Consider the following 23,402-nt stretch of genomic DNA (forward strand, 5'->3'; position numbering starts at 1 on the left):
GGTTCCTTTTCTTGGGCAAGCAAGAAAAGGAACCCGCCGTGCGGGGGCGGAACCCCGCCTTCCAAACAAACCGCGCGAAGCGCACCACCCTGAACCACCCACACCAGAAAACATCACCCCACCAAACCGAGATAACCCTTTTACTAACCCCCGCCCCGTTATGCGATAAAGGCGCCATGTTATAGTATCTTTAGTAAAGGAAACGCTGAATATCTTTACCGGTCGCCGGCCGCGATCGATTCGGTGTCTTGTAGAATAAATGCAGCCCCACGGAAACGGTCGAGAACAATAAAAAAGGAAGTCTCATGAGCTGGTTTTCTCGCAAGCCCGTCGTAGTGCTGGCGCTTCTGGCTTTGGTAGCCATTGGGGGAGTGAAGCTCCTGCTATGGAACCAGGTTAAGCGCAGTGCCGACGATTTCGTACGGCATATGAGCTTACATGCCGCCGTGCATTACGAAGGCATCGAAACCTCCTTAATGGGTAGCGTCGGTATCCGTGGCATTACGATTCGGCCTCATGGGGTTAGCGACTCCGTTCGTATCGAGCGTATTCGCTTCTCGGCCGCTCATCTACCTGCCTTGTTGCGGCTTCGCAGCGATCTGGAATCTTTTCGGATTCCTTCCGAGATGACGCTGGAGGTGCAAGGGCTTACCCTGGATGCTCACGGCGAACTGCTCTATTCCTTAATCGACGATGCAGCAGACAATGCACTGGAAACCGCGTTTTTCGGTTGCGGCGACTTTGGGGCGGTGACGGCCGCTTCTTACCCGGACATGGGTTACGATCGCTTAATCAGCAATATCCGCTTATCGCAGGTTTATAACAAGCGCGACGATAGCCTGCTATTGAAAGCGGATCTGCATACCGAAGAGATGGTCGATATCGGTATAGCCGTGCGGTTGACGTCGATCCCCGGCGGCCAGCTCACGCCCATGGCGTTCATGCAGCAAATGCCGGAAGTCTCGCGTATTACGCTTCGTTACCAAGACTATGCTTATAACGAGCGGCGCAATCGCTATTGTGCCGAGCGGGGCGGGGTCGATGTCGCGGAATTCCTTGACAGCCATCAGGCTGCCGTTAGGGCCGCGCTGGCGGCGCAGAATATCCACCCCTCCGAAGGCTTGCAGATCGCGTACCGACGTTTTGTCGAAGGAGCAGGGCATATCGAGTTGAGCATGCGTCCGGAGCGCAATGTTTCCTTCCTCGAGTTAGCGTTGTATCAACCGCATGATCTGGTACGCCGTTTGGGTACTCAGCTGGAGGTGAACGGCGCTCGCGTTTACGACCTTAGCCTGCGTCGGCAGGGGAGCGAGGAAGGTGCTGTTGCCGCACCGGCATCCCCCGCCGGTTCGGCGGCGGCGACCACGCGTCGGGTCGCTACACCGGCCTTGCCGCAGTTCCGGCCGGTTGCTGTGAGCGAACTTGACCGGCATGTGGGCCGGCCGGCGCGAGTCGTCTTAACCAGCGGCTTGCAGCGTAGCGGCGTCATCGAGCAGATCGATGCGCAGCACTTGATGCTTCGGCGCCGTCTTCACGGGGGCGTAGTCGATTATCCTATCGCGTTTTCGGACATCGAACGGGTCGACGTGGAGTTGTAGCGCGCGACCTTTCTGTTTAGGTGTTCGACCCAGTAAAGCTTTCGAGGCAGCTGCCGCTACGTCAGAGATAACGTGTTGTTCTCTGCCGTATAGATAGTTGTCCGATGTCCTTGAATTACGCTTCTTTGATTTGTGCCGCAGCGCTGACAGTGGTTGCCGTCAGCGCTTGCAACAGCGATAGCTCATCGAGCCGGCCTGCGACCGACGACGAGCTGATGCAGTACCTCGTGGGTAGCAATCTCAGGTTCGGGATGGCTCATGACCTTATAAGGGATACGGATACAATCACCCAGACCTGCCTGTTCGGTTCGCGTTATCGCGATGAATGGGATGACGAAACCGATGCCTTCCTCGGGTATTGGGATAGAGAGCAAGAGATCCTGCTTCCTCCCCACGCCGAACTCGAATGTCTGAGTTGGCGTTGGAACGACGATTTAATTCCGGTGAAGACCAACGGCAGCGAGTTGGCCGAGCGGGCGATGGACGAGATCGAGCGCGTGTTCAATCGCCATGTGTTCGACCGCCATAGCATAGCCAACGTGCCGGACGACGAGATCGATGCCGGAATTATCGTCAGCATGGGCACGTCGCCGGTTCCCGACGGTGCCGACCCCAGAGCGTTTTGCGCCAATGTCGCCGTCGGTCCGAACGACCTGTCCCCGATCTCGAATAATATCTGGCAGGACGATGCCTCCTACGAGATCGACTTCCCCGTCTTTATCAACCTCGGTAACCCCGATTGCTCGCCCAACCTGAACATCGTCATCCATGAGTTCGGCCACGCCATGGGGCTTGAGGGGCATTTCCCGGGGTTCGGTATGGGTGGCGCCATCAGCAACAACTTCTGGCTCGTGCTGTTCTCGCTTTACAACAATCCGCCGGGCACTCGGGAGCAGGATCTCCTTTTGCACCGGCCGTTCGGCTTTTAAGCCGCGTTTTCATCCAGAGGGGAAGTAAATGAAAAAACTATTTGTCGTAGCCGGGTGCTGCGCCGGGGCACTGTGGGCGTCTGCCGCGGCGGCCGAGGTTGAGATCTACGGCCAAGCTCATATCGCGATCAGCCATATCGACAATGGCGACGACTACAGCGCCGTTAACGTCTCCAGCAACGCCAGCCGCATCGGTTTCCGTGCCGCTCGCGAAGTGGGCGACGGACTGCGGGCACTGGTGCAGATAGAGGGCCAAGTTAACTTCGATAACGAGGCTAACGAGCGTTTTACTTCGCGCGATAGCTTTGCCGGCTTGGAAGGCCATTGGGGCTTGTTGCGGGTCGGTCGTTTCGATACGCCGAATAAGGCATTGCGGGCGCGGACCGATTTCTTCGGCAACCAGATCGGCGATTCGCGCAATATCGTTCGCGGTAACTATGTTAAAGATCAGCAGGGCTTCGACGAACGGCTTAATAACGGTATCGCCTATCGGACGCCGAGCCTGAACGGGTTTTTCGGCGAAGTGCACTATAGCCCGGAGTCTGGGGCGACCGGCAACGCCGCCGATGGTAACGACAACGATACCATCAGCGTTGCGCTGAGTTATCTCGCCGGGCCGTTGTATGCCGCCGTTGCGCACGAGCGCTGGAATGCCGTCGAGAGCGAGGCTGAGCGGAGTGTCACTCGGGTCGCGGCGTATTATGACATTGGCGGTTTGCGGTTGGCGGCGCTGGCCCAGCAGGCGAGCGACCCTGACGATGTGAGCTTCGGGGTGGGCGCGCGTTATCGCTTGAGCGATAAGCTCTTTCTTAAAGGGCAGTATTATCAGCTAAGCGCCGACGACAGCGATTACGATGCAGCCCTGCTCGCACTCGGCGTCAATTACGTCTACGGCCCTGGGCTGACGTTCTATCTTAACTACGCCCAGATCGACAACGACGATGCGCAAAACCGCGAGCCGTGGGTCACGGCAAGCACCTTGGGCGGTACCGACGCCGTTGGCGAAACGGCACGCGGCGTCGCCGTCGGCATGATCTATAATTTCTAAAACTGCGCCGCCACGACCGCAGGCCGCCGGGACAGTGCCCGCGCGGCCTGCGGCCGGTTCTTGATTCCTGCCTGCCTACTTGCGCTTCCTTACCGATAAGGGAAGGCCTTTTCTGCAAGCGTGACAACTTCCTTCTTGTTGTCATTTCAGATACGTTATAAGTTACCGTCTCACGTCCTTTCTTGGAGATCTCGGTTGCGAGGCAGTATTGCTAATTTGTCTCGATAGATGCTCGGCCGCTAGCGCCGCGTTGATCGGCGGTGGCATGGCGTGCATGCGTTGGTTTACCGAGATCCGCCATCGTTGTTCCGCCCCAAAGTAGTTTAAAAACCTAAAGGACTGGATAATGACAACTCTTAATTATCTAACGACCACCCATTTCGATTTCGGCATTACCCAACGTCTCGGCAAGGAGCTGTCGCGTTTTGGGGTAGAGCGCCCGCTGTTTATTACCGATGAAGGCGTGCGTGCTGCGGGCCTGTTGGACAAAGTGCTTGGTAACGGCGGAATCGAGACGCCGTCGGTGTTCGACCAAACGCCTCCGAATCCGACCCAACAGGCCGTTATGGCGGCGTTGGAGCACTATCGGGCGGATGGCTGCGATGGCGTGGTTTGCGTCGGCGGCGGGTCGCCCATCGACTTGGGTAAAGCGGTTGCCTTGCTGGCCGGCAGCGGTGGGGATTTGGAGCGCTACGACCCGATGCAAGGGGGTGCTAAGCACATTACCAAAGTGGCGCCGTTGTTGGCGATTCCGACCACCGCGGGCACCGGGAGCGAAGTCTCCATGGGGTTTGTGATCGTTATGGACGACGGCCGCAAAGCCACTTTCGCCAGTCCGAAACTAGTGCCGAAGGTCGCCTTGTGCGATCCCGAGCTTACCTTGGGGCTGCCTGCCCATCTCACCGCTGCAACCGGCATGGATGCGATAGCACACTGTATCGAGGCCGTGTTATCGCCGGTTGTTAATCCGCCGGCGGAAGGCGTGGGGCTGGACGGTCTATGGCGCGCCTGGCGCAATATTCAACGCGCCGTCGAAGACGGCAGCGATCGCGAAGCGCGGTGGCACATGATGATGGCCTCCACCGAAGGCGCGATGGCTTTCGTCAAGGGTTTGGGCGCGGTGCATGCGATGAGCCATGCCGCCGGCCGCTTGCCGGATCTTAAGCTCCACCACGGTACTTTGAACGCGGTGCTGTTGCCGGCGGTGCTGCGCTTTAACAAGCCCGTCGCCGAGGAGAAGATGGAGCGTCTTGCGCAGGCGATGGGGCTGCCTAAGGACGCCGACCTCGCCGAGGAAATCGAGCGTATGAACGCATCGTTGAAGCTACCGGCGACCTTGGGTGAAATGGGCGTAACCGAAGCGCATCTGGACGATTTGGTTTACTACGCGGTTAAGGACTTGGCTGGCCGGACCAACCCGCGCCAGGCCAGCGCCGAGGATTATCGCGCGCTATTTGAGCAGGCGCTATAACGACCGGCAGCAAGGCACGTATACGGCGGGCGTGGCGGCGCCCGCCGGCGCTTGCGAGGCCCGTTTTATACTTTGGATTCGTGGGGTGCCGCGACCCCAGGGACGGAAGACGAGGCTTCGAGCCTTCGGAGGGCGCAAGCGGGGCCTGGAAAGTTAGATAGGAACTCTTGATTGCCTTCTTAACGGCGCCATGTGGCAAGGTTAACCCACGTGGGCTACGACGGCCCACGCGTTGCTGTTGCCTACGTTAGGAGGGGCTACGCCATGGAAAGGTCAGTGGTCGAAGCGCGTGCGGCGGCCCCGGATACGCATGTTCTTAGTTATCTCTATCCGGTGCCGACGCTTGGTTTCGTTCCCATCAATGCTTTCGTAATTCAAGCTCAGGAGCCGGTATTGGTCGATACCGGTCATGTGGCCGCGCGCGACGAGTACATGGCCGCTTTGAGTAAGGTCGTCGATTTGGGCGAGTTGCGTTGGATCTGGTTAACCCACACCGATCCCGATCATGTCGGTAATCTATTGGCCGTCATGGCCGCCGCGCCTAATGCGCGTTTGATCACGACCTTTCTCGGCCTCGGCAAGCTCAGTTTGATGGGTATTCGAACCGAGCGGGTGTTGCTGCTTAATCCGGGGCAGGTGCTGGATATCGGCGACCGGCTCCTCTCGGCGCTACGACCGCCGACCTATGACGCGCCGGAAACCACCGCCCTGTTCGACGAGAAAACGCGCTCGCTGTTCAGTGCCGATAGTTTCGGCACCGTCTTAGCAGAGCCGGTAGTGGATGCAGCAGCGCTTACACCGGAGCAGTTGCACGCCAATATGTTGCTATGGAGCGCGATCGACTCGCCTTGGCTGGAGCATGTCGACATGCAACGCTGGAGTGCTTGCCTCGACGCGGTGCGTGCGTTGGCACCGGATACAGTGTTGAGTAGCCATGCGCCTCCTGCCAGCGGTATTACCGAGACGTTACTGGCGAATCTTGCCGATGCGGTAGGGCAGCCGCCCTATCGAGGGCCGGATCAAGCGGCTATGGAGGCCCTGATGAGTACTGTGCCGCCGAGCGAGGCCGGTATGCACGGGCAGGCGCACCCGAGGTAGTCTCTGGCGGAGGATGCGATGCAGAAACCGACACTGTTGCCGCTCAATGCGGACGAGGCGTCGCGTCGGCGAAGCGTATTGCCTCGGCGATCGGAGAGGGCGGCGTAGCGATCCAATATGTCCATCGCTACTCAGCCGAGCAGATGGCTGCCGCCTTAAGGAAACGTTAAACGTTTCCTTAAGGCGGCATTACTGTGTAGTGGATGGTCATTGCCTGAATGCGGTTCTTTTGAATCAGATAGGAATCCGCCCCGTCGGTTACCCGAGCACCGGAATCGGACTCCGCCGTCCATTCAAGAAAGCCTAACTCGCCTTCGGCCATGATCGTTCGGTAAGTCCAGCGACCGTTGGGTAGGTGCTTCTGTAGCAGGCGTACTTTCTCGCGCACGCCGGCATGGCCGCGGAATATCCCATAGCCGGTCAAAAGCACAATATTCTCGCTGAAGTTCCGTGCCAGGTCGGTTTCGAAATCCCATTGGCCGGCAAGTTGTAAGTGATCGTCCAGCACCTCGCGTGCGCTACGGTTACCGGTCATTAGTGCTCCTTGCGGATACCGCGTTCGTTGCTTTGTAGCTGTTTGCCGATGAGGTCGTAGGTCGCCTCCGGCGCCGTCTCCTCGCGAACTGGAATCAGGCTTGCGACGTTTTCTATCAGGAAGCGGCTACGCGGCACCATAGGAAAACGGTTGATGCTGATGCTCATATCCTGGTCGGGCACGGCATAACGCATCATGCGCGTTAAGGCGGTCGTGCCGACCTTAGCCAATTCGATCGTGATCCACTCGCCGGGACAACGGTGGTTTCTATAGTAATCGCCACCGCCTTGAGTAATGAAATTATAGGCACTCCCGTTCCATTGCTTAAAACGTTCGGGCCGGAAGGCTTCGGGGTCGATCCAGGTCCGCCGGTCCCGGTTCGTGCCATAGAGATCCAGTAAAACGCGGGTGTTTTTGGGGAAGCGGTAACCCTGCCAGTCGAAATCGTCGCGCACCACCGCCGCTACAAAAGGAAAAACGCGTAGTAGCGTCTGACTTCTTGTGCGAAGGGTTCGATCATGTCGTCGTCTTCCTGCAAGCGCTGACGGAGTTCGGGATGGTCCCACAGCGCAACGGCGGCAAAGGTGATAAAACGGGCAACGGCGACAATGGGACGGAGCACATTCAGTAGCTCGACGGCGGCGACCGGTGTATCCAGAAGCCTGCCATGCTCGTCGCGATGCCAACTGATGATACTGAGCGGCCGCCGATCGTCGATGTTGAGCCGGTTATCCCGAACCGCGGCGATCAATTCCTTTGCCCACCGCTCGCCGCGAAGCCTGCCGAAGCGCCCGCGGATATAACGAGGCCCCAAACCGCCGACGCCGTCGATCATGGCGGCTAAGTCCGCTGTCCGTTGCTCAACCTCCGATTCTTTTAGCGGTACGCCCGCCCAACCACAGGCGGCGCGGCAGAGCAAAGTCTGGCATTCAGGGTGAAGGGCGATTCGATCCTTGCCTTCCCAGGTCGGAATGGCTTGGCGCCATTCTTCGGCGAAGCGCGTTGAGAGGTCGTTGAGTGCCTCCGGCGTCATGAGCGACATGAACATCTGTTTGCGCACTCGATGCGCACGACCATCCAGGCCTTGGACGCCGCCTTCGCCAAACAGGACTTTACGCACCCGGCGCGGGGCGGCGCCTTCTCGCGTGAAGCGAGATTCGTCGTAGAATAAGCGGGCTGCCGCTTCGCCGCGCATGCAAATGGTGTTCTGAAACAGCAAACGGGCTTGAAACAAATCCGTTTGATGGCGCTCGCAGCGTTTGCTGACAAATTCATAGCCGTCGCGTAACAGTGCGAGCGAACTATCGGGTGCCTTTTCTCGCGGTATCCGAGGCATGCATCCTCCCTGCTCAATCTACTGCATCGAGACTATCATCTGGGGATTAAGCAAACCCTGAACAATTCCCTTGCCATAGAACCGCTATGCTGGCCCGCTGCACAGGTAAATCTAAGCGTGAAGATGTGCTAGATGGGGTAAGTAAGACGCAACTACCTTACGGCGGATTGTCTGCGGTAGCTGCGTCTAGCTAGGGATGGGATGTCGGCGGGATCAGAATACCAACATCAGGCCCAAGGTCGGTTGAAAAACCGGGGTTTCGCGTTGTCCGATCAAGTGTTCGTCGACGTCTGCGATCATGCGTACCGAGCCGCTGGCGGCTAAATGGCGGGCCAGTCGGCGTTCGTAGCCGATTGCAGCGACTAAGCCGAGGTCGCTATCATTGCGGCCGTCGTAGTAGCCGGCGCCTAGTTGCAGAAATACGCTGTTGGTATAAGCGCCGAAATAGTGCTTGTAGGCGGCATCGATAATCGTTAAATCGTCGCCGCTGGAATAACCCAGGATCAATGCGCTATCGCGCGATAGACCATGTTGCCAATAGACGTTGGTCATGCCTCCGTCCTGGTTCTTGTCAACGAGCCGAATGACATCGATACCTAAACCGTAACCGGCGCTGTAGCCGGTAGCCGGAAATAGTAGGACGACGGCGGTCAGGAATAAGACGACTTTGGTGCGAAACATCCAAGACTCCTAAGGAATTCGTTCAGGTACCGGAGCGGTAAAGAATGATTCAGCGCTTCCCGAGTAAACGCCGAATCTCCACGGCCTAAGCAGGGCGGCCTGCCAGACTGGTTGTTCAGTATCTACTTAAACGGCGTATTTTAGCTAACTACACAAGCCCTAAACAGTGTCTGAAATTAGCGACAGGGCGAGCATACCGCAGCCGCTGAAGCAAAGTGTTGACCTTAGGTTAAGTTGAGGTTTTACACTCGCTCTTGAATTTGCCAATGCGGCCTTTTCCTCCTCCGTGAAGGAAATTTTAAGTATGTTTCGTTTTTTCGAATCTTTAGTGAATCCGTTTCCAAGCGGCGAGCCGCGAACGCCCCCGCGCGGTCTGCTGCCGTTTCTGCTCCATTATTCGAAACCGGTGTTGCCGTGGTTGACCGTGCTGGCGCTGATTACCGCATTGGTATCGGTCGTTGAATTGGTGGTGCTCAGCTATGTCGGCTCTATTGTCGATTGGTTGGCCGATACGGATCGGGAGGTACTCTTCGCCGAGCATGGCCGGGCTTTGATCGGAATGGCTTTGCTGGTGGTGGTGGGCTTCCCGCTGTTAGTGCTGGCGCAGTCGTTATTTACCCATCAAACGATCTTTGGCAACTATCCAATGATCGCTCGTTGGTTGGCGCATCGTTATATTCTTGGCCAGAGCCTCAATTTCTTCCAAGACGAGTTCGCAGGCCGCGTGTCGCAGAAAGTCATGCAAACGGCATTAGCGATACGCGAGACAGTCCTGAAAATCGTCGACTTATTCGTCTATGTGTTGGTGTATTTTCTCGGCGCTCTATTTCTTATGGGGAGTGCCGACCCTTGGTTGATGCTGCCTTTGGGCATCTGGTTGGGCATTTATCTCGCCATCGGGTTTATTTTTGTGCCGCGGCTACGCCTGATTTCCATGGCACAAGCGGATGCACGTGCCCAGATGACGGGGCGTATCGTCGATAGCTATACCAATATTCAGACTATTAAACTGTTTGCGCATACCATGCGCGAGCAGGAATATGCGCGTGGTGCGATGACGGGCTTTATGGACACTGTTTATCGTCAAATGCGCTTGGTCACGGTACTGACGGTTGCGTTACAGACGAGTAATGCCCTGTTACTCGCCTCGGTGGCCGGTATCGGTATTTTTGCCTGGCAGCAAGGGGCGATTAGTCTCGGTGCGATCGCGGTGGCAATTGCGCTGGTGTTGCGTATTCGTTCGATGTCGGATTGGATCTTATGGGAAGTTGCCGGCCTGTTCGAGAACATCGGGACGGTTCAGGACGGCATTAACACCATCGCGCAGCCGCCTACGGTGAAGGATAAGCCGGATGCTAAGGAGCTGGTGGTGTCTACCGGCGATATCCGTTTCGAGCAGGTTAGGTTCGGCTATGGCAAGGAGCCCCCCGTTGTCGATGGGCTCGATCTACATATTCGTCCGGGCGAGAAAATCGGCTTAGTCGGTCGGTCGGGCGCCGGGAAATCGACCTTGATCAACTTATTGCTGCGCTTCTACGATGTCGAAGGCGGTAGGGTGCTGATCGACGGCCAGAACATTGCCGAGGTAACGCAGGAGTCGTTACGACGGCAGATCAGTATGGTGACTCAGGATACGTCCCTCTTGCACCGATCGATCAGAGATAATATTCGCTACGGTAGGCCAGACGCGCCGGAAGAAGAGATCGTGCGAGCGGCGCGGCGTGCTCACGCCGACGAATTTATCCGCGAGCTGGAGGATCAGAAGGGGCGAGTCGGTTACGACGCTCACGCTGGCGAGCGCGGCGTGAAGCTCTCCGGCGGGCAGCGCCAACGCGTGGCCATTGCTCGTGTCATTTTAAAGGATGCTCCGATCCTTATCCTCGACGAGGCGACCTCGGCGTTGGATTCCGAGGTTGAAGCGGCTATTCAAGAGCAGCTCTATACCCTAATGGAGGGGAAGACGGTCATCGCGATCGCCCACCGTTTATCGACTATTGCCATGCTCGACCGCTTAGTCGTTATCGACGAGGGGCGTGTGGTGGAGAGCGGTACCCACGCCGAGCTCTTGGAGCAGGACGGCTTGTATGCCGCTTTATGGCAGCGGCAATCCGGTGGGTTTCTTGGCTTAGAGCCGCAGGAGGCCGTTGGTTAAAACTCTCTTCAATGGACTAAAGCACTAATTTAAGTACCAGATCGCGCCGTTTAGCACGCTCGCATAAGCAACCCAGATTGCATAAGGAACGAAAAGCAGTGCGGCGGCGCGATCGATACCTGCAAATACTTTAATGCAGGCGAATATCGCACCGAGTAATATCAGTATCCAAACGAACGCCGCGGCTACGGCTTGCAGGCCGAAGAAAATCAGCGGCCAGTACAGATTCAGTAATAGCTGCATACCCCATAAAGCCAGCGGCCCGCGCCCGTCACGCCACCCTAATTGGAGCCAGATGCGCCAGCCGGCCACAGCAATCGCCAGATACAACACCGTCCATACCGGAGCGAAGATCCAATCGGGCGGTGCGAAGGCGGGCTTAGCAAGGGTTTGATACCAGGTATCTTCCGAACCCGCGGTAACGCTACCGCCAATTCCCGAGACGATCAGGCACACCACCAGAAAAAGGACGAGAACGCCAAAGCTTCGGTTGGTAGAGGGGTTGGTTTGCATGGTTAGGGATCTCTCAATCGGGGCAACGCGCTGGAGTCGCTAAGGTAGCGTCTCTCGACGCCGGAGAGAAGTCGCCATGCATTTTCCGTTAAGAATATACTGAATAACTCCTGTGTTTCGGTTCCTGGCCAGGCGTGGCCTGCCGGTGAAGGCCGTTGCCGGTTGGCGACGGTTTGCACCCGTTTCTTTCTTTTAATTTCAACATTGCTGGTTACTGTGTCGATTTCCTAACGATTATTAACTTCGTGACTATACTGGTTGTGTTGCGCTTTTGTTGCTTGTTCATTCGCATCGTTTGAAATGTCTTCTGGTTGTTGCTGTTTTCTCTGAACGGCAACCGGAAGCTCCCCTTGGGGGAGACTTAACAACAACGCGAATCGCTAGAAGAGGAGAAACTCAGTGAAGAGTAACTTTACAAAGAAGGCTTGGATTGCTTGCCTGGCTCTGGCATTGGTGTCGGGTAGTGCCTACGCGCTTAACCCCGATGGTTCCGATAATATTGGCGAAGGCGAGACCGGCACGGGCTTTCCTAACGTATTGGATTTTGCGGATACTGGGCCGTTTGCCACTACCGACGGCAACGAAGGGCCGAACTGTCGAGTCTTTAGGCCGACGGCATTGGGCGAGAACGGCCTGCAACATCCGGTTATCGTCTGGGGGAACGGCACCGGTACTACGCCGACCTCCTACCGGAGTTTGTTAGAGCACTGGGCAAGTCACGGGTTTGTGGTGGCGGCAGCCCGTACCAGTAACGCCGGTAGCGGAGAGCAGATGCTGGAGTGTTTAAACTATCTTGAGCAACAGAATGCTTCCGGTAGCGGCGTTTACGCCGGCAATCTCGATATGGGTCGCGTCGGTACGTCCGGCCACTCGCAGGGCGGTGGCGGTAGTATCATGGCCGGTCGCGACAGCCGGGTGACGACCACAGCGCCGGTTCAACCCTATATTTTGGGGTTAGGGCACGATAGTTCGTCGCAAAGTCAGCAGAACGGCCCGATGTTCCTGATGTCGGGTAGCCGGGATACCCTGGCCGGGCCCGTCTTGAACCAAAGGCCGGTGTTTAATCGCGCTAATGTTCCGGTGTTTTGGGGAACGCTCAACGGCGCCGGCCACTTCGAGCCGGTGGGGGATGGCGGCGATTATCGCGGTCCTTCCACCGCTTGGTTCCGCTATCAGTTGATGGACGACGACAACGCCTCTGCCGAGTTCTTGGGCAGCAATTGCGGATTGTGCGGCGATCGCAGTTGGGATGTAGAAACCAAGGACATGTAAGAGATAACGCCCTGTCTTGGAAAAGCCCTGTCGTCGATGGTCGACAGGGCTTTTGCTCAACGCCCGCTTGCCATCGGGTCGAAGGCGGTGTGTTCTTCTTGTGCCGCTTGCGCGCGGGCGGCAACTAAAGGTTTGATGTGTTTATGCGGAAAAATGTAGAACTGATTGTTCGCCACAGCCTGTAACGTTTGCTCGGCGACCTCGCGAGCTGAGATTTTGCTGCTCTCGATGGCTTTGCGAACGCGCTCGTCGCGGAGTCGACGCGCTTCGCTGTCAGGTGTCGTGGCGGCAAACTCGGCAGGGCGATTACGCTCCGAGTCGGCGATACCGGTAGGGAAGAAGCCGGGGCATAGAACCGAGACGCCGATGTTGGCTTTGGCGTCTTTTAGATCTTGCACCAAGGTTTCCGAGATGGCTACAGCGCTGCTCTTGCTCGCGTTATAGATGGCGGTGCCGCCCATATTAACCCAGCCGGCGGCCGAGGCGGTGTTGACAATATAGCCTTCGCCTTGTTCGAGCATCAGCGGGACGAAAGTCTTAATGCCCCAAACAATGCCATAAAGATTAACCCCTAACACCCACTGCCAATCGTCGGGCGTGTTTTCCCAAATCGGGCCGCTTACGCTCACGCCCGCGTTATTGAACACTAAGTGTGCGCCGCCAAAAGCTTCCTTGGCTCGTGCGGCGAGCGCTTCGACTTGTTCTAGCTTGGAGACGTCGACGCGGAGCGTTGTGGCTTCAACCGTGGCAAGGTTGGCTTTCGCGAGAGAGACCGTTTCGGCTAACCCCTGCTCGTCGACATCGGCCAATATCAGCTTCATGCCGCGTTGGGCACAGCTAAGGGCAAGCTCTCTGCCAAGACCGCTGCCGGCACCTGTGATTACCGCCACCTTGTCTTTAAAGTTGTTCATGTTGCTCTCCTGGTTGACGGGCTCAATGATTGGCCCCGGCTTGTGATGGTGGTTTCCCGAGCAGGAATGGGAGGTATTGTAAAAGAGCGGGTATCGCCTTTGTGTTAGCTGGGTGCCAAAACCTATTTTAGCTCTTAACCCGGTGCAACGCGTTTTGCTGTGATCCGCTGCGTCCTTTTAGAGCTTGCTTTAGCGATAAAAAAACAGCGGGCAGGAGGAGGACCATGCCCGCTGAAGCTGCGCTTTAGCAGATGAGGAGTATGCTGCCACGAACCCGTGGCGAGCCATGCAGCGGCATAATGCCGTGCTCATTTGTAAAGCAAACGCACGTTGCGCTGCCTTACGTCCGATGCCATCCGCTTCCGTGCGGTAGTGGCAAAAAGCCGGGACGCTTCTACTTCGCCATCGTTGTCGATGTTTGAGTAAGCGTTCGAACAGGATGGATTTGGTCTCGTTTTGCGATACAAAATCCAAAAGTGTTTCGATGATAATAGTATGTGTTTGCTTTGTCTGTCAAATGTGAGTTCTTTGATCTTGTAGCAGGTTAATGCGGCGGCGAGCGTTCGCGCCTGCTGCGAATGCTGCAACGGCTCGCGTAAGTGGTTATAGTTAGGGCCAGTTTGATGTGCTTAATTGGCTCGAGGCAGGTGTCTGGCGATTAGACAGTAAGGCTAGCCCTTGCAGCTTTGCTTCTCCCGGTCTGCCGAGAAAAAACAGTAACTAACGCTAGTTAGGGCCGTGAATGACCGATAAGCTTACTCCTCTTGCGAAAGCGCTTGCCGAACGTTCCGACCTTCGCGCGACCCCATTGACGGCTTTTCGCCAAGCGCGCCAGTGGTGGTTAGAAGGGCGGCGGTTGAATTTGTCCGCGTTAGCCGAAGAGCTCGGTGTCAGCCGAGCTACTCTTATGCGGTGGGTTGGTAACAAAGAGTTATTGCTCGGCGAAATTTTATGGTCGCTCTATAAGGCGGAGTTCGACCGCGCGAAGACGCGAGCCGATGAGACGCCCGATTTAACGGGGCTCGACTATTTGGCTCAGATTTACCATGACATTAACGAGGCTTTGATCGACGCAAAGCCCTTGCGCCAATTTTTAAGCGACGATCCAAAGTTCGGCCTGCAGGTGCTTACGGCTAACGTCAGCGGTTTGCAGGAGCGCCTGGTAGGGGTTTGGGAAGCGCTTATTGTGCAGCAGCTGAAAAAGGGGACGATTCGTCCGCAACTGCCTGCCGGCGAGCTTGCGTATTACATTGTCCGTATCGGCCAGGGTGCGCTGTACAGCGATATTATCTGTGGCCGAGAGCCTGCCTTGGAGCCGGCGGATACGGCATTTAGGTTGTTGTTTTCCGAGCTTCGGTAGTCGTTTCTTTCCCGCCTCGGGTATCGTACGCGAAAACTTGATTGCGGCCTCGATGCTTGCCTCGGTAAAGGGCTTTGTCAGCTCGTACCAGAAGATCGCTTAGCGCTTTGTCGCCTGGTTGGAGTTCGGTGACACCGAACGTGGCGGTGAGTTGAAAGCTTTGTTCGGCTGCCTCGATTATGTCGGCTTCGATCTTAGTGCGTAGACGGTTTAGGACGGTAGCGGCATCTTCCGCCGAGGTGGCGGGCAATACAACTAGGAATTCTTCGCCGCCTAGCCGGCCGACAATATCGCTTTCCCGCAGTTCGCGGCGGCAGACCGTCGCAATATGGCTCAAAGCCAGATCGCCGGCGGCGTGACCGTAGGTGTCGTTGATGTACTTAAAGTGATCCAGGTCGATGATACACACGGCAAGCGGCTGCCCGGTTGCACGGGCGACGGCCATGGCTTGCTCGAATAACTCCTCGTAGCGGCGGCGATTATAAAGCCCGGTGAGAGGGTCGGTTTCGGCCTGTCGCTTTAGCGTCGCTTCCAGCTGTTTGCGTCGCTCGTTCTCCTTCTGAGCCCTTTCCAATGCCTCGAATTCGCGTCGGTGCAGCATGTGCAGGCGGTATGAGATGGTTGAGCCGGCATAGACAGGAAGGCCGAATGCCAGCAATAACGACAGCATATGGGTAAGCCCTGGACGGGAGACTGCATAAAGGCATGCTAAGTTAAGTACCGCCGACAGCAAGCCTATCGCTAACGAGTATAGGAAACGGTTGGGAACCTGAACGTACTGAATCACGATCAGTATCATTGCGATTGCCGCGATCCAAGCCGTCCATTCGTCGGGCGTTATGAAATACAGGCCGGGATAAAGCATGACGCAGAACAACAGCAGCGGAGTAATTGCCGCGCCGTTTGCGGCCCATGAAGGCCGTTTATTTAATGCATAAATGCTCAGGACCATGATGACGATGACGAGCGCCCTGCCGGCGACGGATAGCAGGAATGCGCGGCCGAACCCGTTGTAGAAGTAGTCGACGTAGCTGAACGTGGCGACAAGCAGTATCCAACCGTACAGGACGCGGATCAGGTAGCGAGCCGAGGTATTGGCCGTATGACCGCGGTAGCGCGTCTCAGTCTCCGCACTCGCGAACTCCACCTTCCATGGATTGATTTTGTATTCGGGTGGTGGTTGTTGTTCGATCATAGGGTCGGTCGCGGGATTTTATATTTTTTAATAATAATACGCTAACTTTTATTGGTTTGACGTATCTTTAGCAACTTGTTTGACTACGATTTGAAGAGGAACGTGCTTAGTACCGGCACCGGCGACGTCCTGTATCGCGATGCTACCGTTGGGGTAGGTAGGGCCGGTGGTGTGTATTTGTTTGAACGTTATAGGGTAGGGGTCTCGCTTCGGGGGGCTTGCCGGCGGCGGCGTCTTGGTTGGCCTGGCAATGCCGAATGCATCGGAGCATCTATCTTAAGGCCGTGCTTCCTAAAGGGGAAGGCGTTTAGCCACACCAACGTTCAATGGCATTGCGGGCGCGTTTTTTAGCGGCCAGCCATTGCGGATCGTCGGGGCTGACGTCGTCGAGTTGTTGCAGCTGTACCAGAGCGCCTTGAAAGTCTCGGCAGCGAATGCGTTGTACCCGTGCCGAAGGCTGCCGGCTGTCGGCGTTGCCGGTACGGCTGGAGGGTAGCGTCAGCGTCTCTCGCGAGACGCCTCGCGGCGGCGGCTCGTCGGTGAAATGGACATTGCCGTGGGCGTCGGTCCAGCGGTACACCGTGGTCGCAGATAAAGCGGTGCTGGTCACCAATAACAAAAGGGCCAATGTCGTTTTGTACATTGTTATTTTTCTGTGTCCGGATGGGGAGCGTGTGATTGGCTTCCCCCTTGTCGTTGCCTTATGTGGCATGTGTCTTTGCGATCCGTCTCGTTCGGTCGGTCGCAATATCCTTAATTATATAGTAACAAGCGATGCTCAATGAGGCTTACAATACCAGACGTCCCCCAAGGACGATGAGTAAGCTGGCAGTGCCGAGAATGAGTACCCCGATGCTGGCTGCGACCGCGACCAATAGGCCGTCGCGTTGGAAAATCCCTAAGCCGATAGCAACGACGGTTACGCCAGGGGCAACGTTGCTAAAGGGGATGGGAACGGCCATCACAGCGCTTAGACATAAGCATAACAGCCCTAGCGGCCGCCCGTATTCGGTCCATGTCGTATAGCGTGGATGAGAGAAACGTTCGATCCGGTGTACCAGACTCGCACCCCTGCGGGTAATGTTAATGGCCCAATCGCGTCGGATGTATCGGCGCCTGATCCAACCGGGTAATTCACCGTGCATGCCCTTGAACATCATGGTAAGCGCAACGACGGCGATAGGAATAGCGATGAGCCCCGTCAAGCCGACCGCTGGAAAAGGAATGGCTTCAGGCAGCGCAAACACCAGTAAGGCGAGTCCGTAAAGGCGTGCCCCGGCTCCTTGCAATAAATCGCCAATGCGGATGCGTTCGGCCGATTGGCGCTGGGCAATTGCCTGTATGTCTTGCAGAATCTCAGACGCGGTCTTTTCGGTAACCACAGGGCTGAGTTTAGTCAAAGGAGTTTCCTGATCCATAGTTTGGTCGCGTTTCACCGTTTTCCTTACGGTATATTCGTTGTGCAAGTATGCCGCAAGATGACAATTGAAGCACGAAAGCGTTGCCGAGATAACAGCGTCTGGTAGGAGGTGGGGAGAGCCGTGTGTTAATCAACCGAGGGCGGGAGGCCCGCGGCAGCCTAGCGACTGCCGCGGATAGCGGTTTAGGCGGCGTCGGACGCCGTTGGGGCGGAGGTCCGGATGAGGTGATCGAAAGCCGCCAAAGCGGCTTTCGAGCCTTCGCCCATTGCGATCACGATCTGTTTGTAAGGTACCGTGGTCACGTCGCCGGCGGCAAACACGCCTGGCAGCGAGGTGCGGCCATGCGTATCGATTTCGATTTCGCCGAACCGGGTTAATTCGACGCCGCTGCCTTTGAGCCAATCGGTGTTCGGCAACAAACCGATCTGTACGAAAACGCCATCTAAATCGATTTGCCGGAGTTCTTCCGTCTTCCGATCCTTATACGTCAGGCTGGTCACTTTGTTGCCGTCGCCATTGACTTCGGTGGTTTGCGCCGAGGTGATAATGTCGACGTTGGGCAGGCTGCGTAGCTTACGTTGCAGTACATCGTCGGCCCGCAGCTCGTCCTGGAACTCGATCAGCGTCACATGCTTGACGATGCCCGCCAAGTCGATCGCAGCCTCGACGCCGGAGTTGCCGCCGCCGATGACAGCCACCGGCTTGCCTTTGAAGAAGGGGCCGTCGCAGTGCGGGCAGTAGGCTACCCCGCGCCCTACGTACTCGCGTTCGCCGGGAATGTTAAGCTCGCGCCAACGGGCGCCGGTAGCCAAGAGTACCGTTTTGCCGCGCACCGTCGCCCCGTTTTTCAGGGTTACTTCGGTGTACTCGCCGCCAGCCTTCAAGGACTCGGCCAATTGCCCGTCCATGATGTCGACATCATACGTCTTGACGTGCTCTTCGAGCTGGGCTGCCAGTTTCGGGCCTTCCGTCGCTTTGACCGAGATGAAATTCTCGATACCCATGGTGTCCATGACTTGACCGCCGAAGCGATCGGCAACGATACCGGTACGAATGCCCTTACGCGCCGAGTAAATGGCTGCGGAGGCACCGGCAGGCCCACCGCCGACGATAAGCACATCGAACGGCTCTTTCGCACTGATTTTTCCGCGTCGCGCTTATCGGCGCCGCTATCGAGCTTGCGTAGGATGTCGGTAATGGTCATACGACCCTGGCCGAAGCTCTCGCCGTTTAAGTAGGCAGCGGGTACGCCCATGATCTGCTTTTCGTTGACCTCTTCCTGAAAGAGGCCGCCGTCGATCATTTCATGGCTGATGTTGGGGTTGATTACAGCCATCGTATTAAGCGCCTGAACGACTTCCGGGCAGTTCTGGCAGCTTAGCGAAATATAGGTTTCGAAGCGGTACTCGCCTTCGAGACCGCGAATCTGTTCGATCTGTTCGTCCGACAGTTTCGGCGGATGGCCGCCGACCTGCAACAGTGCGAGGACGAAAGAGTTGAATTCGTGACCCATCGGGATGCCGGCGAAACGTACGCCAACGTCTTGCCCGGGGTTGGTGAGCGAAAACGAAGGTTTCCGCATATTAGCATCGCCATCTTCCCGCAACGCGATGTTGTCCGAGAGGTCGGCGATATCCTTCAACAGTGCCAACATCTCGCGGGACTTATCGCCGTCGTCGGTGGACGCCACGATTTCGATGGGTTTGGCGAGTTTGTCGATATAACTCTTGAGCTGAGATTTGAGGTTTGCGTCCAACACGGTATCGCCCCCCTGCAGATGTTACACAAAACTTTTGGAGGCCTCGGGAGCCGGCGCTCCCGAGGCATATCGCCAAGGCCGGTTTAGATCTTGCCGACCAGGTCCAGCGACGGGGTCAGGGTCTCTTCGCCCGGCTGCCAGCTGGCGGGGCAGACTTCGCCATCGTGGGTAGCAACGTACTGAGCAGCCTGAACCTTGCGAACCAGGTCTTTAGCGGAACGGCCGATGCCCAGATCGTGGATCTCGGCAACTTTGATTTCGCCTTCCGGGTTAACCAGGAAGGTGCCGCGCAGGGCAACGCCTTCTTCCTCGACCAGAACGCCGAAGTTGCGGCTGATTTCGCCCGTCGGGTCGCCCAGCATCGGAAACTTGATCTTGCCGATGGTTTCGGAAGTGTCGTGCCAAGCTTTGTGGGTGAAGTGCTTGTCGGTGGATACGGAGTACACTTCAACGCCCAGCTTCTGCAGCTGTTCGTAGTGATCGGCCAGGTCGCCCAGCTCGGTCGGGCAAACGAAAGTAAAGTCGGCCGGATAGAAGCAGAAGACTGCCCATTTGCCTTTTACGTCGGCATCGGTGACCTCAACGAACTCGCCGTTGTGGAAAGCGGTGGATTTGAACGGCTTGATGGTCGTGTTAATCAGCGTGCTCATTTGTTGTCTCCCTTTCGTTGGTTTGAAGATTGACTTCGGAGCCTATCCTATGGATTCGCTACGCATTGGTCCAATTGAATGTTTGTAGGTCGGCGATAGCCTGCATCTATCTTAGAAGGTGAAAAAATGCTGTTAGTTTGCAGAAGCGGAAAGATCTCGTCGGGCTAGAGGGAGGCAAGAGGCCCATTCTAGGCGCCTATGTGCGTGCACACGGGCGTTGTACTGGTAAATGGAGCCCGGATCGGCCGTTATGAGATGGGTTTAGATATTCTGCGGCACGATCGATAGCCGGTATAGTCGTCAGCGGATGGCCGCTTCAGCTCACCCGCCGATAGCCGCCAAGCTTTCCTTGCTTCGATAAAACGATTTGCCAAAGTTGAACCCGGCGTGCGCGAAAAGCGCCGGCGCAGCAAAGTAGATAATAGCGCCACATACGCCGGAAACGCTCGCCGTAGCGGTGCTGGAAACGCGGCCAAGCGGTCTCGAAATTAGCATGCCATGCCATGAGTGTCTTGTCGTAGTCGCTACCGAAATTATGTACGTCTTCTATGACGAAGCGGCCTTCGGCGGCTTGGGTAATTTGGGCGAGGGAGGGTAGGTCGCCATTAGGAAAAATGTGTCGGTCCAGCCACGGATCGGGTGCCGAGCGAGTAAGGTTCTTGCCGATCGTGTGGAGCAGGAAGAATCCTTCCGAGCGAAGGCAACGGCTAGCGATATCGAGATAAGTGCGATGATTTTTGCGCCCGACATGCTCGAACATCCCGATGCTGACGATATGGTCGAAGTGTTCGTTTAAGTCGCGATAGTCCTGTACCCGTATCTCTACCGGCAACGCTTGGCAGCGCTGCCGAGCTAAGTTAGCTTGCTCGTTCGACACGGTAATCCCGACACAATGAACGCCGTAGTGTTCGGCAGCGTACTGAATAAAGCTCCCCCAACCGCAGCCGATATCGAGCACGCGCATTCCGGGCTGGAGATCGAGTTTACGGCAGATGAGATCCAGTTTCGCCGTTTGCGCTGCGTCCAACGTAGTGGCTTGGCGCCAGTAACCGCAGGTGTAGGTCATGCGCTCGTCGAGCATAGAGGCGTAGAAGTCGTTGCCGATATCGTAATGCCGCTCGCCAACCTCCCAGGCTCGCCGTTGGTTTTGTAGGTTTAGCCAACGTGCGCGTAAAACATGCCAGCCTAAACGAATGGGGTTGATTCGATCGGCGATGCCGGCACGGAGTAGACGGGCAAATAGTTGGTCTAGCGCTTCGGCGTCCCAATCGCCGTCCATGTAAGCTTCGCCAAAGCCAAGATTGCCATAGGCAAGGGCGCGTTCCAGAGCGCGCTCGCGATGCACTTGAATATCCCAGGGGCGGTCGCCGTTAAGCTTGATATCGGCCGCTTCCAGTAAGTGTTTACTGAACGTCCATGTGGGTGAAGGCTTGTCGGCTCGGTGGCCGTGGTCGAAGGTATTTGTTTCCATTGTTGCCTCCCGCTGAGCTGCTGCCACTTGTTTAGGTATGTAGTGACATCTACGGAAAACACCCAATGACGCCTTGCTATGGAGCGTTAAACGACTTCCCGGGTCTCTTCGTGCTTCTCCTGCGCCATCTTGGGTAGTTGCATTTGACGCGAAGAGGCGGGAGGCGCTTTCTCCCTGTTTTCCCGGAGCAAAAACGGAGAAGGCAGCCATTGTGCATGGGAAAGTGCTCATCTTCTTAAGGAAACAATAGCGCGTGTTTCCGTCGTTGGGAAATAGGCCGCTTCGATGACAACGATAGGCGAGGGCGATAAACAGGGGCTGAAAGTGGCTGTAGGCGAGAGGGTAAAGCTATGCCGCATGGCATGCTGGGGCGCCCGCTGGCGCCCCAGTCAGGGCGGCGGTTAGTTTTGCTGAGTGCCGGCAGCAACGACGCTCGGGTTGAGCAATTCCTTGATGCCGCCAACCGAGCCCACCAACGCGGCGGATTCGATCGGGAGAAACACGCGTTCGCCGTTTTTGGCGATGTTCGGCAAGGTTTCGATATAGTTCATCGAAATTAAGAACCGCACGGCGTCCTGCGGTTTGGCGTTAGCCCCGAGGCTTGAGGTGATATTCTCAATAGCCCGAGCCTCACCTTCGGCATGCAGAATAGCTGCCTGCTTTTGGCCTTCGGCGGCGAGAATGGCAGCTTGCTGCTCACCTTGAGCGCGGGCGATCGCCGCGTCCCGATCGCCTTCGGCTTTAAGAATTTCCGAACGTTTCTCGCCTTCGGCACGGGCAATCGCAGCTCGGCGATCGCGCTCGGCCGACATTTGTTGATTCATCGACGACTGGATTTCCGACGGAATGTCGATATCCTTCACTTCGACGCGGTTGACCTTAACGCCCCATTTATCGCCGGCTTCGTCCATGATGCCTTGGAGTTCGGCGTTGATCTTCTCCCGGTTGGAGAGCATTTCGTCGAGTTCCATTTTACCTAGTACGGAGCGCAGCGTAGTTTGTGCCAGCGTCTGCACCGAGAGGACCAGGTTCTCCGTCTCGTACACAGCCCTTTTAGGATCGATGATCTGGAAGTAGAGTACGCCGTTCACGCCGATCGAGACGTTGTCGGCAGTGACAACCGGTTGCTGGGGAAAGTCCAGGACCGCTTCGCGCAAGTCGATCCGCTTTTCGTTGGAGATAAACGGTTGGCTACCGCGGTAGCTGAGCATCATGATTGGCCGCGCCTGATCCATGAACGGAATGATCAGGTTGATGCCGGGGGAAAGAGTGCGGTGATACCGACCCCAGCGCTCGATCACCATCGTTTCGGACTGGCGAACGATGAGGATGCCTTGAATGAGAATAAAGGCGACAAAAACGATCAGGATCGCGGCAAAAATCAGCAGTTCCATTAGAGCCTCATTGTTGTTTAGCGGTAAACCGTAACGCGTGGGAGGTGGCCTGTTGTTCAGGCGGTTTCTTGGTCGACGACTTCGACATTGGCAGTAATGCCCGACATGCCGACAAGGCGGACGCGCTGGCCTTCTTGTAAGGTGGAATCGACAGTGCGCGCTGGAAAGAAGTCGCCTTGAATCTTCACGCCAAGACGTTCGCCGGCACGGATGACTTCAAACGTTTCGCCGTGAAAAGCCCCCTCGCTGAGTAAGGCGGATTCGTTACGGCCTTTATTGAATCGGCGCATGCCACGGATGATAAACGGCGCGGTAATCAGGGTAAGCGTTGCGACGACAAGCAATTGGACGGTGATGCTGGCGCCGGTAGCGGACAAAATGGCGCCGACAGTGGCGCCTAAGGCAAGTACTAGCCCCCAGCCTACGACACCGAGAAATACCTCGCTTGCAACGCCGAGGATAGCCAGGACAAGCCAAATATAGAAAATAAGGGTCATGCTAACGGAGTCCGTAACCAGGACTTAGCTCCCTGTTGTAGGGGGCTAAGTCAGTTGTTTTGAATATCGGACTATTCTATAGGATTTGCGTGACCCTGAATAAGGTTTTGT

The 23,402-nt window shown here is 56.6% G+C and carries 22 protein-coding genes and 1 pseudogene; 8 read left to right on the forward strand and 15 right to left on the reverse strand.

Annotated features, from left to right (window positions below; all coding sequences use genetic code 11):
* Nucleotides 1-305: 305 nt before the first annotated feature.
* From CAI21_RS10280 to CAI21_RS10300, 5 genes are all read left to right on the forward strand, one after another.
* Complete coding sequence (locus CAI21_RS10280) at nt 306-1,598, forward strand: hypothetical protein (RefSeq protein WP_116302202.1); 1,293 nt, start codon at nt 306-308, stop codon at nt 1,596-1,598.
* Between the two features lie 104 nt (nt 1,599-1,702).
* Nucleotides 1,703-2,527 carry a zinc metalloprotease gene (locus CAI21_RS10285; RefSeq protein ID WP_116302203.1) on the forward strand — a complete coding sequence of 275 codons (825 nt, stop codon included), beginning with the start codon at nt 1,703-1,705 and terminating at the stop codon, nt 2,525-2,527.
* Between the two features lie 28 nt (nt 2,528-2,555).
* Entirely contained in the window at nt 2,556-3,575 is a 1,020-nt protein-coding gene (locus tag CAI21_RS10290) for a porin (protein WP_116302204.1), read from the forward strand.
* Between the two features lie 346 nt (nt 3,576-3,921).
* Nucleotides 3,922-5,046, forward strand: coding sequence for an iron-containing alcohol dehydrogenase (locus tag CAI21_RS10295; RefSeq protein ID WP_116302205.1), 1,125 nt, complete (start codon nt 3,922-3,924; stop codon nt 5,044-5,046).
* 264 nt (nt 5,047-5,310) lie between these two features.
* A complete protein-coding gene (locus CAI21_RS10300; RefSeq protein ID WP_116302206.1) occupies nt 5,311-6,144 on the forward strand; it encodes an oxygen-binding di-iron domain-containing protein in 834 nt (277 codons plus the stop codon).
* A 178-nt stretch (nt 6,145-6,322) separates the two neighbouring features.
* On the opposite strand, the gene CAI21_RS10305 is transcribed toward CAI21_RS10300, so the two are convergent.
* From CAI21_RS10305 to CAI21_RS10315, 4 genes are all read right to left on the reverse strand, one after another.
* Nucleotides 6,323-6,679 carry a nuclear transport factor 2 family protein gene (locus tag CAI21_RS10305; protein ID WP_116302207.1) on the reverse strand — a complete coding sequence of 119 codons (357 nt, stop codon included), beginning with the start codon at nt 6,677-6,679 and terminating at the stop codon, nt 6,323-6,325.
* Nucleotides 6,679-7,134, reverse strand: a complete 456-nt coding sequence (locus CAI21_RS23825) for a cytochrome P450 (RefSeq protein WP_220347944.1) — start codon at nt 7,132-7,134, stop codon at nt 6,679-6,681. Before CAI21_RS23825 ends, CAI21_RS10305 begins: the two co-directional genes overlap by 1 nt.
* An 8-nt stretch (nt 7,135-7,142) precedes the next feature.
* Nucleotides 7,143-8,015 (reverse strand): cytochrome P450 family protein, encoded by an 873-nt coding sequence (locus CAI21_RS10310; protein ID WP_220347947.1) that lies wholly within the window; start codon nt 8,013-8,015, stop codon nt 7,143-7,145.
* A 213-nt stretch (nt 8,016-8,228) separates the two neighbouring features.
* Complete coding sequence (locus CAI21_RS10315) at nt 8,229-8,696, reverse strand: hypothetical protein (RefSeq protein ID WP_116302208.1); 468 nt, start codon at nt 8,694-8,696, stop codon at nt 8,229-8,231.
* Nucleotides 8,697-9,000: 304 nt separating this feature from the next.
* Between CAI21_RS10315 and CAI21_RS10320 the strand changes: the two genes are divergently transcribed.
* A complete protein-coding gene (locus CAI21_RS10320; protein ID WP_116302209.1) occupies nt 9,001-10,848 on the forward strand; it encodes an ABC transporter ATP-binding protein in 1,848 nt (615 codons plus the stop codon).
* Nucleotides 10,849-10,872: 24 nt separating this feature from the next.
* Here the strand turns inward: CAI21_RS10320 and CAI21_RS10325 are convergent, their stop codons facing one another.
* Nucleotides 10,873-11,361 (reverse strand): TspO/MBR family protein, encoded by a 489-nt coding sequence (locus tag CAI21_RS10325; protein ID WP_116302210.1) that lies wholly within the window; start codon nt 11,359-11,361, stop codon nt 10,873-10,875.
* Between the two features lie 399 nt (nt 11,362-11,760).
* Here CAI21_RS10325 and CAI21_RS10330 point away from each other — a divergent pair, with 399 nt between their 5' ends.
* Entirely contained in the window at nt 11,761-12,633 is an 873-nt protein-coding gene (locus CAI21_RS10330; protein WP_220347956.1) for a poly(ethylene terephthalate) hydrolase family protein, read from the forward strand.
* 56 nt (nt 12,634-12,689) lie between these two features.
* On the opposite strand, the gene CAI21_RS10335 is transcribed toward CAI21_RS10330, so the two are convergent.
* Entirely contained in the window at nt 12,690-13,544 is an 855-nt protein-coding gene (locus CAI21_RS10335; RefSeq protein WP_116302211.1) for an SDR family NAD(P)-dependent oxidoreductase, read from the reverse strand.
* A gap of 742 nt (nt 13,545-14,286) precedes the next feature.
* On the opposite strand from CAI21_RS10335, the gene CAI21_RS10340 reads away from it, so the two are divergent.
* Nucleotides 14,287-14,904 (forward strand): QsdR family transcriptional regulator, encoded by a 618-nt coding sequence (locus CAI21_RS10340; protein WP_116302212.1) that lies wholly within the window; start codon nt 14,287-14,289, stop codon nt 14,902-14,904.
* Here CAI21_RS10340 and CAI21_RS10345 read toward each other — a convergent pair.
* The 9 genes and pseudogenes from CAI21_RS10345 to CAI21_RS10380 form a co-directional block, all read right to left on the reverse strand.
* Nucleotides 14,876-16,099, reverse strand: coding sequence for a GGDEF domain-containing protein (locus CAI21_RS10345; RefSeq protein WP_116302213.1), 1,224 nt, complete (start codon nt 16,097-16,099; stop codon nt 14,876-14,878). The two genes, CAI21_RS10340 and CAI21_RS10345, sit on opposite strands and share 29 nt — an antisense overlap.
* A 307-nt stretch (nt 16,100-16,406) precedes the next feature.
* The gene (locus tag CAI21_RS10350; protein WP_181919368.1) at nt 16,407-16,742 is read right to left on the reverse strand and encodes a DUF4124 domain-containing protein; all 336 of its coding nucleotides are present in this window, start codon (nt 16,740-16,742) and stop codon (nt 16,407-16,409) included.
* A gap of 145 nt (nt 16,743-16,887) precedes the next feature.
* Nucleotides 16,888-17,499 (reverse strand): exopolysaccharide biosynthesis protein, encoded by a 612-nt coding sequence (locus tag CAI21_RS10355; protein ID WP_181919369.1) that lies wholly within the window; start codon nt 17,497-17,499, stop codon nt 16,888-16,890.
* Between the two features lie 203 nt (nt 17,500-17,702).
* The gene (gene ahpF, locus CAI21_RS26245; protein WP_258868933.1) at nt 17,703-18,638 is read right to left on the reverse strand and encodes an alkyl hydroperoxide reductase subunit F; all 936 of its coding nucleotides are present in this window, start codon (nt 18,636-18,638) and stop codon (nt 17,703-17,705) included.
* Nucleotides 18,639-18,754: 116 nt separating this feature from the next.
* Nucleotides 18,755-19,174: pseudogene (locus tag CAI21_RS26250) on the reverse strand (thioredoxin family protein); the annotation flags it as partial.
* A gap of 188 nt (nt 19,175-19,362) precedes the next feature.
* Nucleotides 19,363-19,929, reverse strand: a complete 567-nt coding sequence (gene ahpC / locus CAI21_RS10365; RefSeq protein WP_116302216.1) for an alkyl hydroperoxide reductase subunit C — start codon at nt 19,927-19,929, stop codon at nt 19,363-19,365.
* Between the two features lie 316 nt (nt 19,930-20,245).
* Nucleotides 20,246-21,400, reverse strand: a complete 1,155-nt coding sequence (cfa, locus tag CAI21_RS10370) for a cyclopropane fatty acyl phospholipid synthase (protein ID WP_116302217.1) — start codon at nt 21,398-21,400, stop codon at nt 20,246-20,248.
* Nucleotides 21,401-21,801: 401 nt separating this feature from the next.
* The gene (locus CAI21_RS10375) at nt 21,802-22,794 is read right to left on the reverse strand and encodes an SPFH domain-containing protein (protein WP_116302218.1); all 993 of its coding nucleotides are present in this window, start codon (nt 22,792-22,794) and stop codon (nt 21,802-21,804) included.
* Between the two features lie 56 nt (nt 22,795-22,850).
* Nucleotides 22,851-23,291 carry an NfeD family protein gene (locus CAI21_RS10380; RefSeq protein ID WP_116302219.1) on the reverse strand — a complete coding sequence of 147 codons (441 nt, stop codon included), beginning with the start codon at nt 23,289-23,291 and terminating at the stop codon, nt 22,851-22,853.
* Between the last annotated feature and the right edge of the window lie 111 nt (nt 23,292-23,402).

This window comes from Alkalilimnicola ehrlichii (genome assembly GCF_003399765.1).
Classification (GTDB): domain Bacteria; phylum Pseudomonadota; class Gammaproteobacteria; order Nitrococcales; family AK92; genus AK92.

Excerpts from the sequence above, each read along its gene's own strand:
- CAI21_RS10280 (WP_116302202.1), top strand. The coding sequence starts at position 306 with ATGAGCTGGTTTTCTCGCAAGCCCGTCGTAGTGCTGGCGCTTCTGGCT.
- CAI21_RS10285 (WP_116302203.1), top strand. The coding sequence starts at position 1,703 with ATGTCCTTGAATTACGCTTCTTTGATTTGTGCCGCAGCGCTGACAGTG.
- CAI21_RS10290 (WP_116302204.1), top strand. The coding sequence starts at position 2,556 with ATGAAAAAACTATTTGTCGTAGCCGGGTGCTGCGCCGGGGCACTGTGG.
- CAI21_RS10295 (WP_116302205.1), top strand. The coding sequence starts at position 3,922 with ATGACAACTCTTAATTATCTAACGACCACCCATTTCGATTTCGGCATT.
- CAI21_RS10300 (WP_116302206.1), top strand. The coding sequence starts at position 5,311 with ATGGAAAGGTCAGTGGTCGAAGCGCGTGCGGCGGCCCCGGATACGCAT.
- CAI21_RS10305 (WP_116302207.1), bottom strand. The coding sequence starts at position 6,679 with ATGACCGGTAACCGTAGCGCACGCGAGGTGCTGGACGATCACTTACAA.
- CAI21_RS10310 (WP_220347947.1), bottom strand. The coding sequence starts at position 8,015 with ATGCCTCGGATACCGCGAGAAAAGGCACCCGATAGTTCGCTCGCACTG.
- CAI21_RS10315 (WP_116302208.1), bottom strand. The coding sequence starts at position 8,696 with ATGTTTCGCACCAAAGTCGTCTTATTCCTGACCGCCGTCGTCCTACTA.
- CAI21_RS10320 (WP_116302209.1), top strand. The coding sequence starts at position 9,001 with ATGTTTCGTTTTTTCGAATCTTTAGTGAATCCGTTTCCAAGCGGCGAG.
- CAI21_RS10325 (WP_116302210.1), bottom strand. The coding sequence starts at position 11,361 with ATGCAAACCAACCCCTCTACCAACCGAAGCTTTGGCGTTCTCGTCCTT.
- CAI21_RS10335 (WP_116302211.1), bottom strand. The coding sequence starts at position 13,544 with ATGAACAACTTTAAAGACAAGGTGGCGGTAATCACAGGTGCCGGCAGC.
- CAI21_RS10340 (WP_116302212.1), top strand. The coding sequence starts at position 14,287 with ATGACCGATAAGCTTACTCCTCTTGCGAAAGCGCTTGCCGAACGTTCC.
- CAI21_RS10345 (WP_116302213.1), bottom strand. The coding sequence starts at position 16,099 with ATGATCGAACAACAACCACCACCCGAATACAAAATCAATCCATGGAAG.
- CAI21_RS10350 (WP_181919368.1), bottom strand. The coding sequence starts at position 16,742 with ATGTACAAAACGACATTGGCCCTTTTGTTATTGGTGACCAGCACCGCT.
- ahpC (WP_116302216.1), bottom strand. The coding sequence starts at position 19,929 with ATGAGCACGCTGATTAACACGACCATCAAGCCGTTCAAATCCACCGCT.
- cfa (WP_116302217.1), bottom strand. The coding sequence starts at position 21,400 with ATGGAAACAAATACCTTCGACCACGGCCACCGAGCCGACAAGCCTTCA.
- CAI21_RS10375 (WP_116302218.1), bottom strand. The coding sequence starts at position 22,794 with ATGGAACTGCTGATTTTTGCCGCGATCCTGATCGTTTTTGTCGCCTTT.
- CAI21_RS10380 (WP_116302219.1), bottom strand. The coding sequence starts at position 23,291 with ATGACCCTTATTTTCTATATTTGGCTTGTCCTGGCTATCCTCGGCGTT.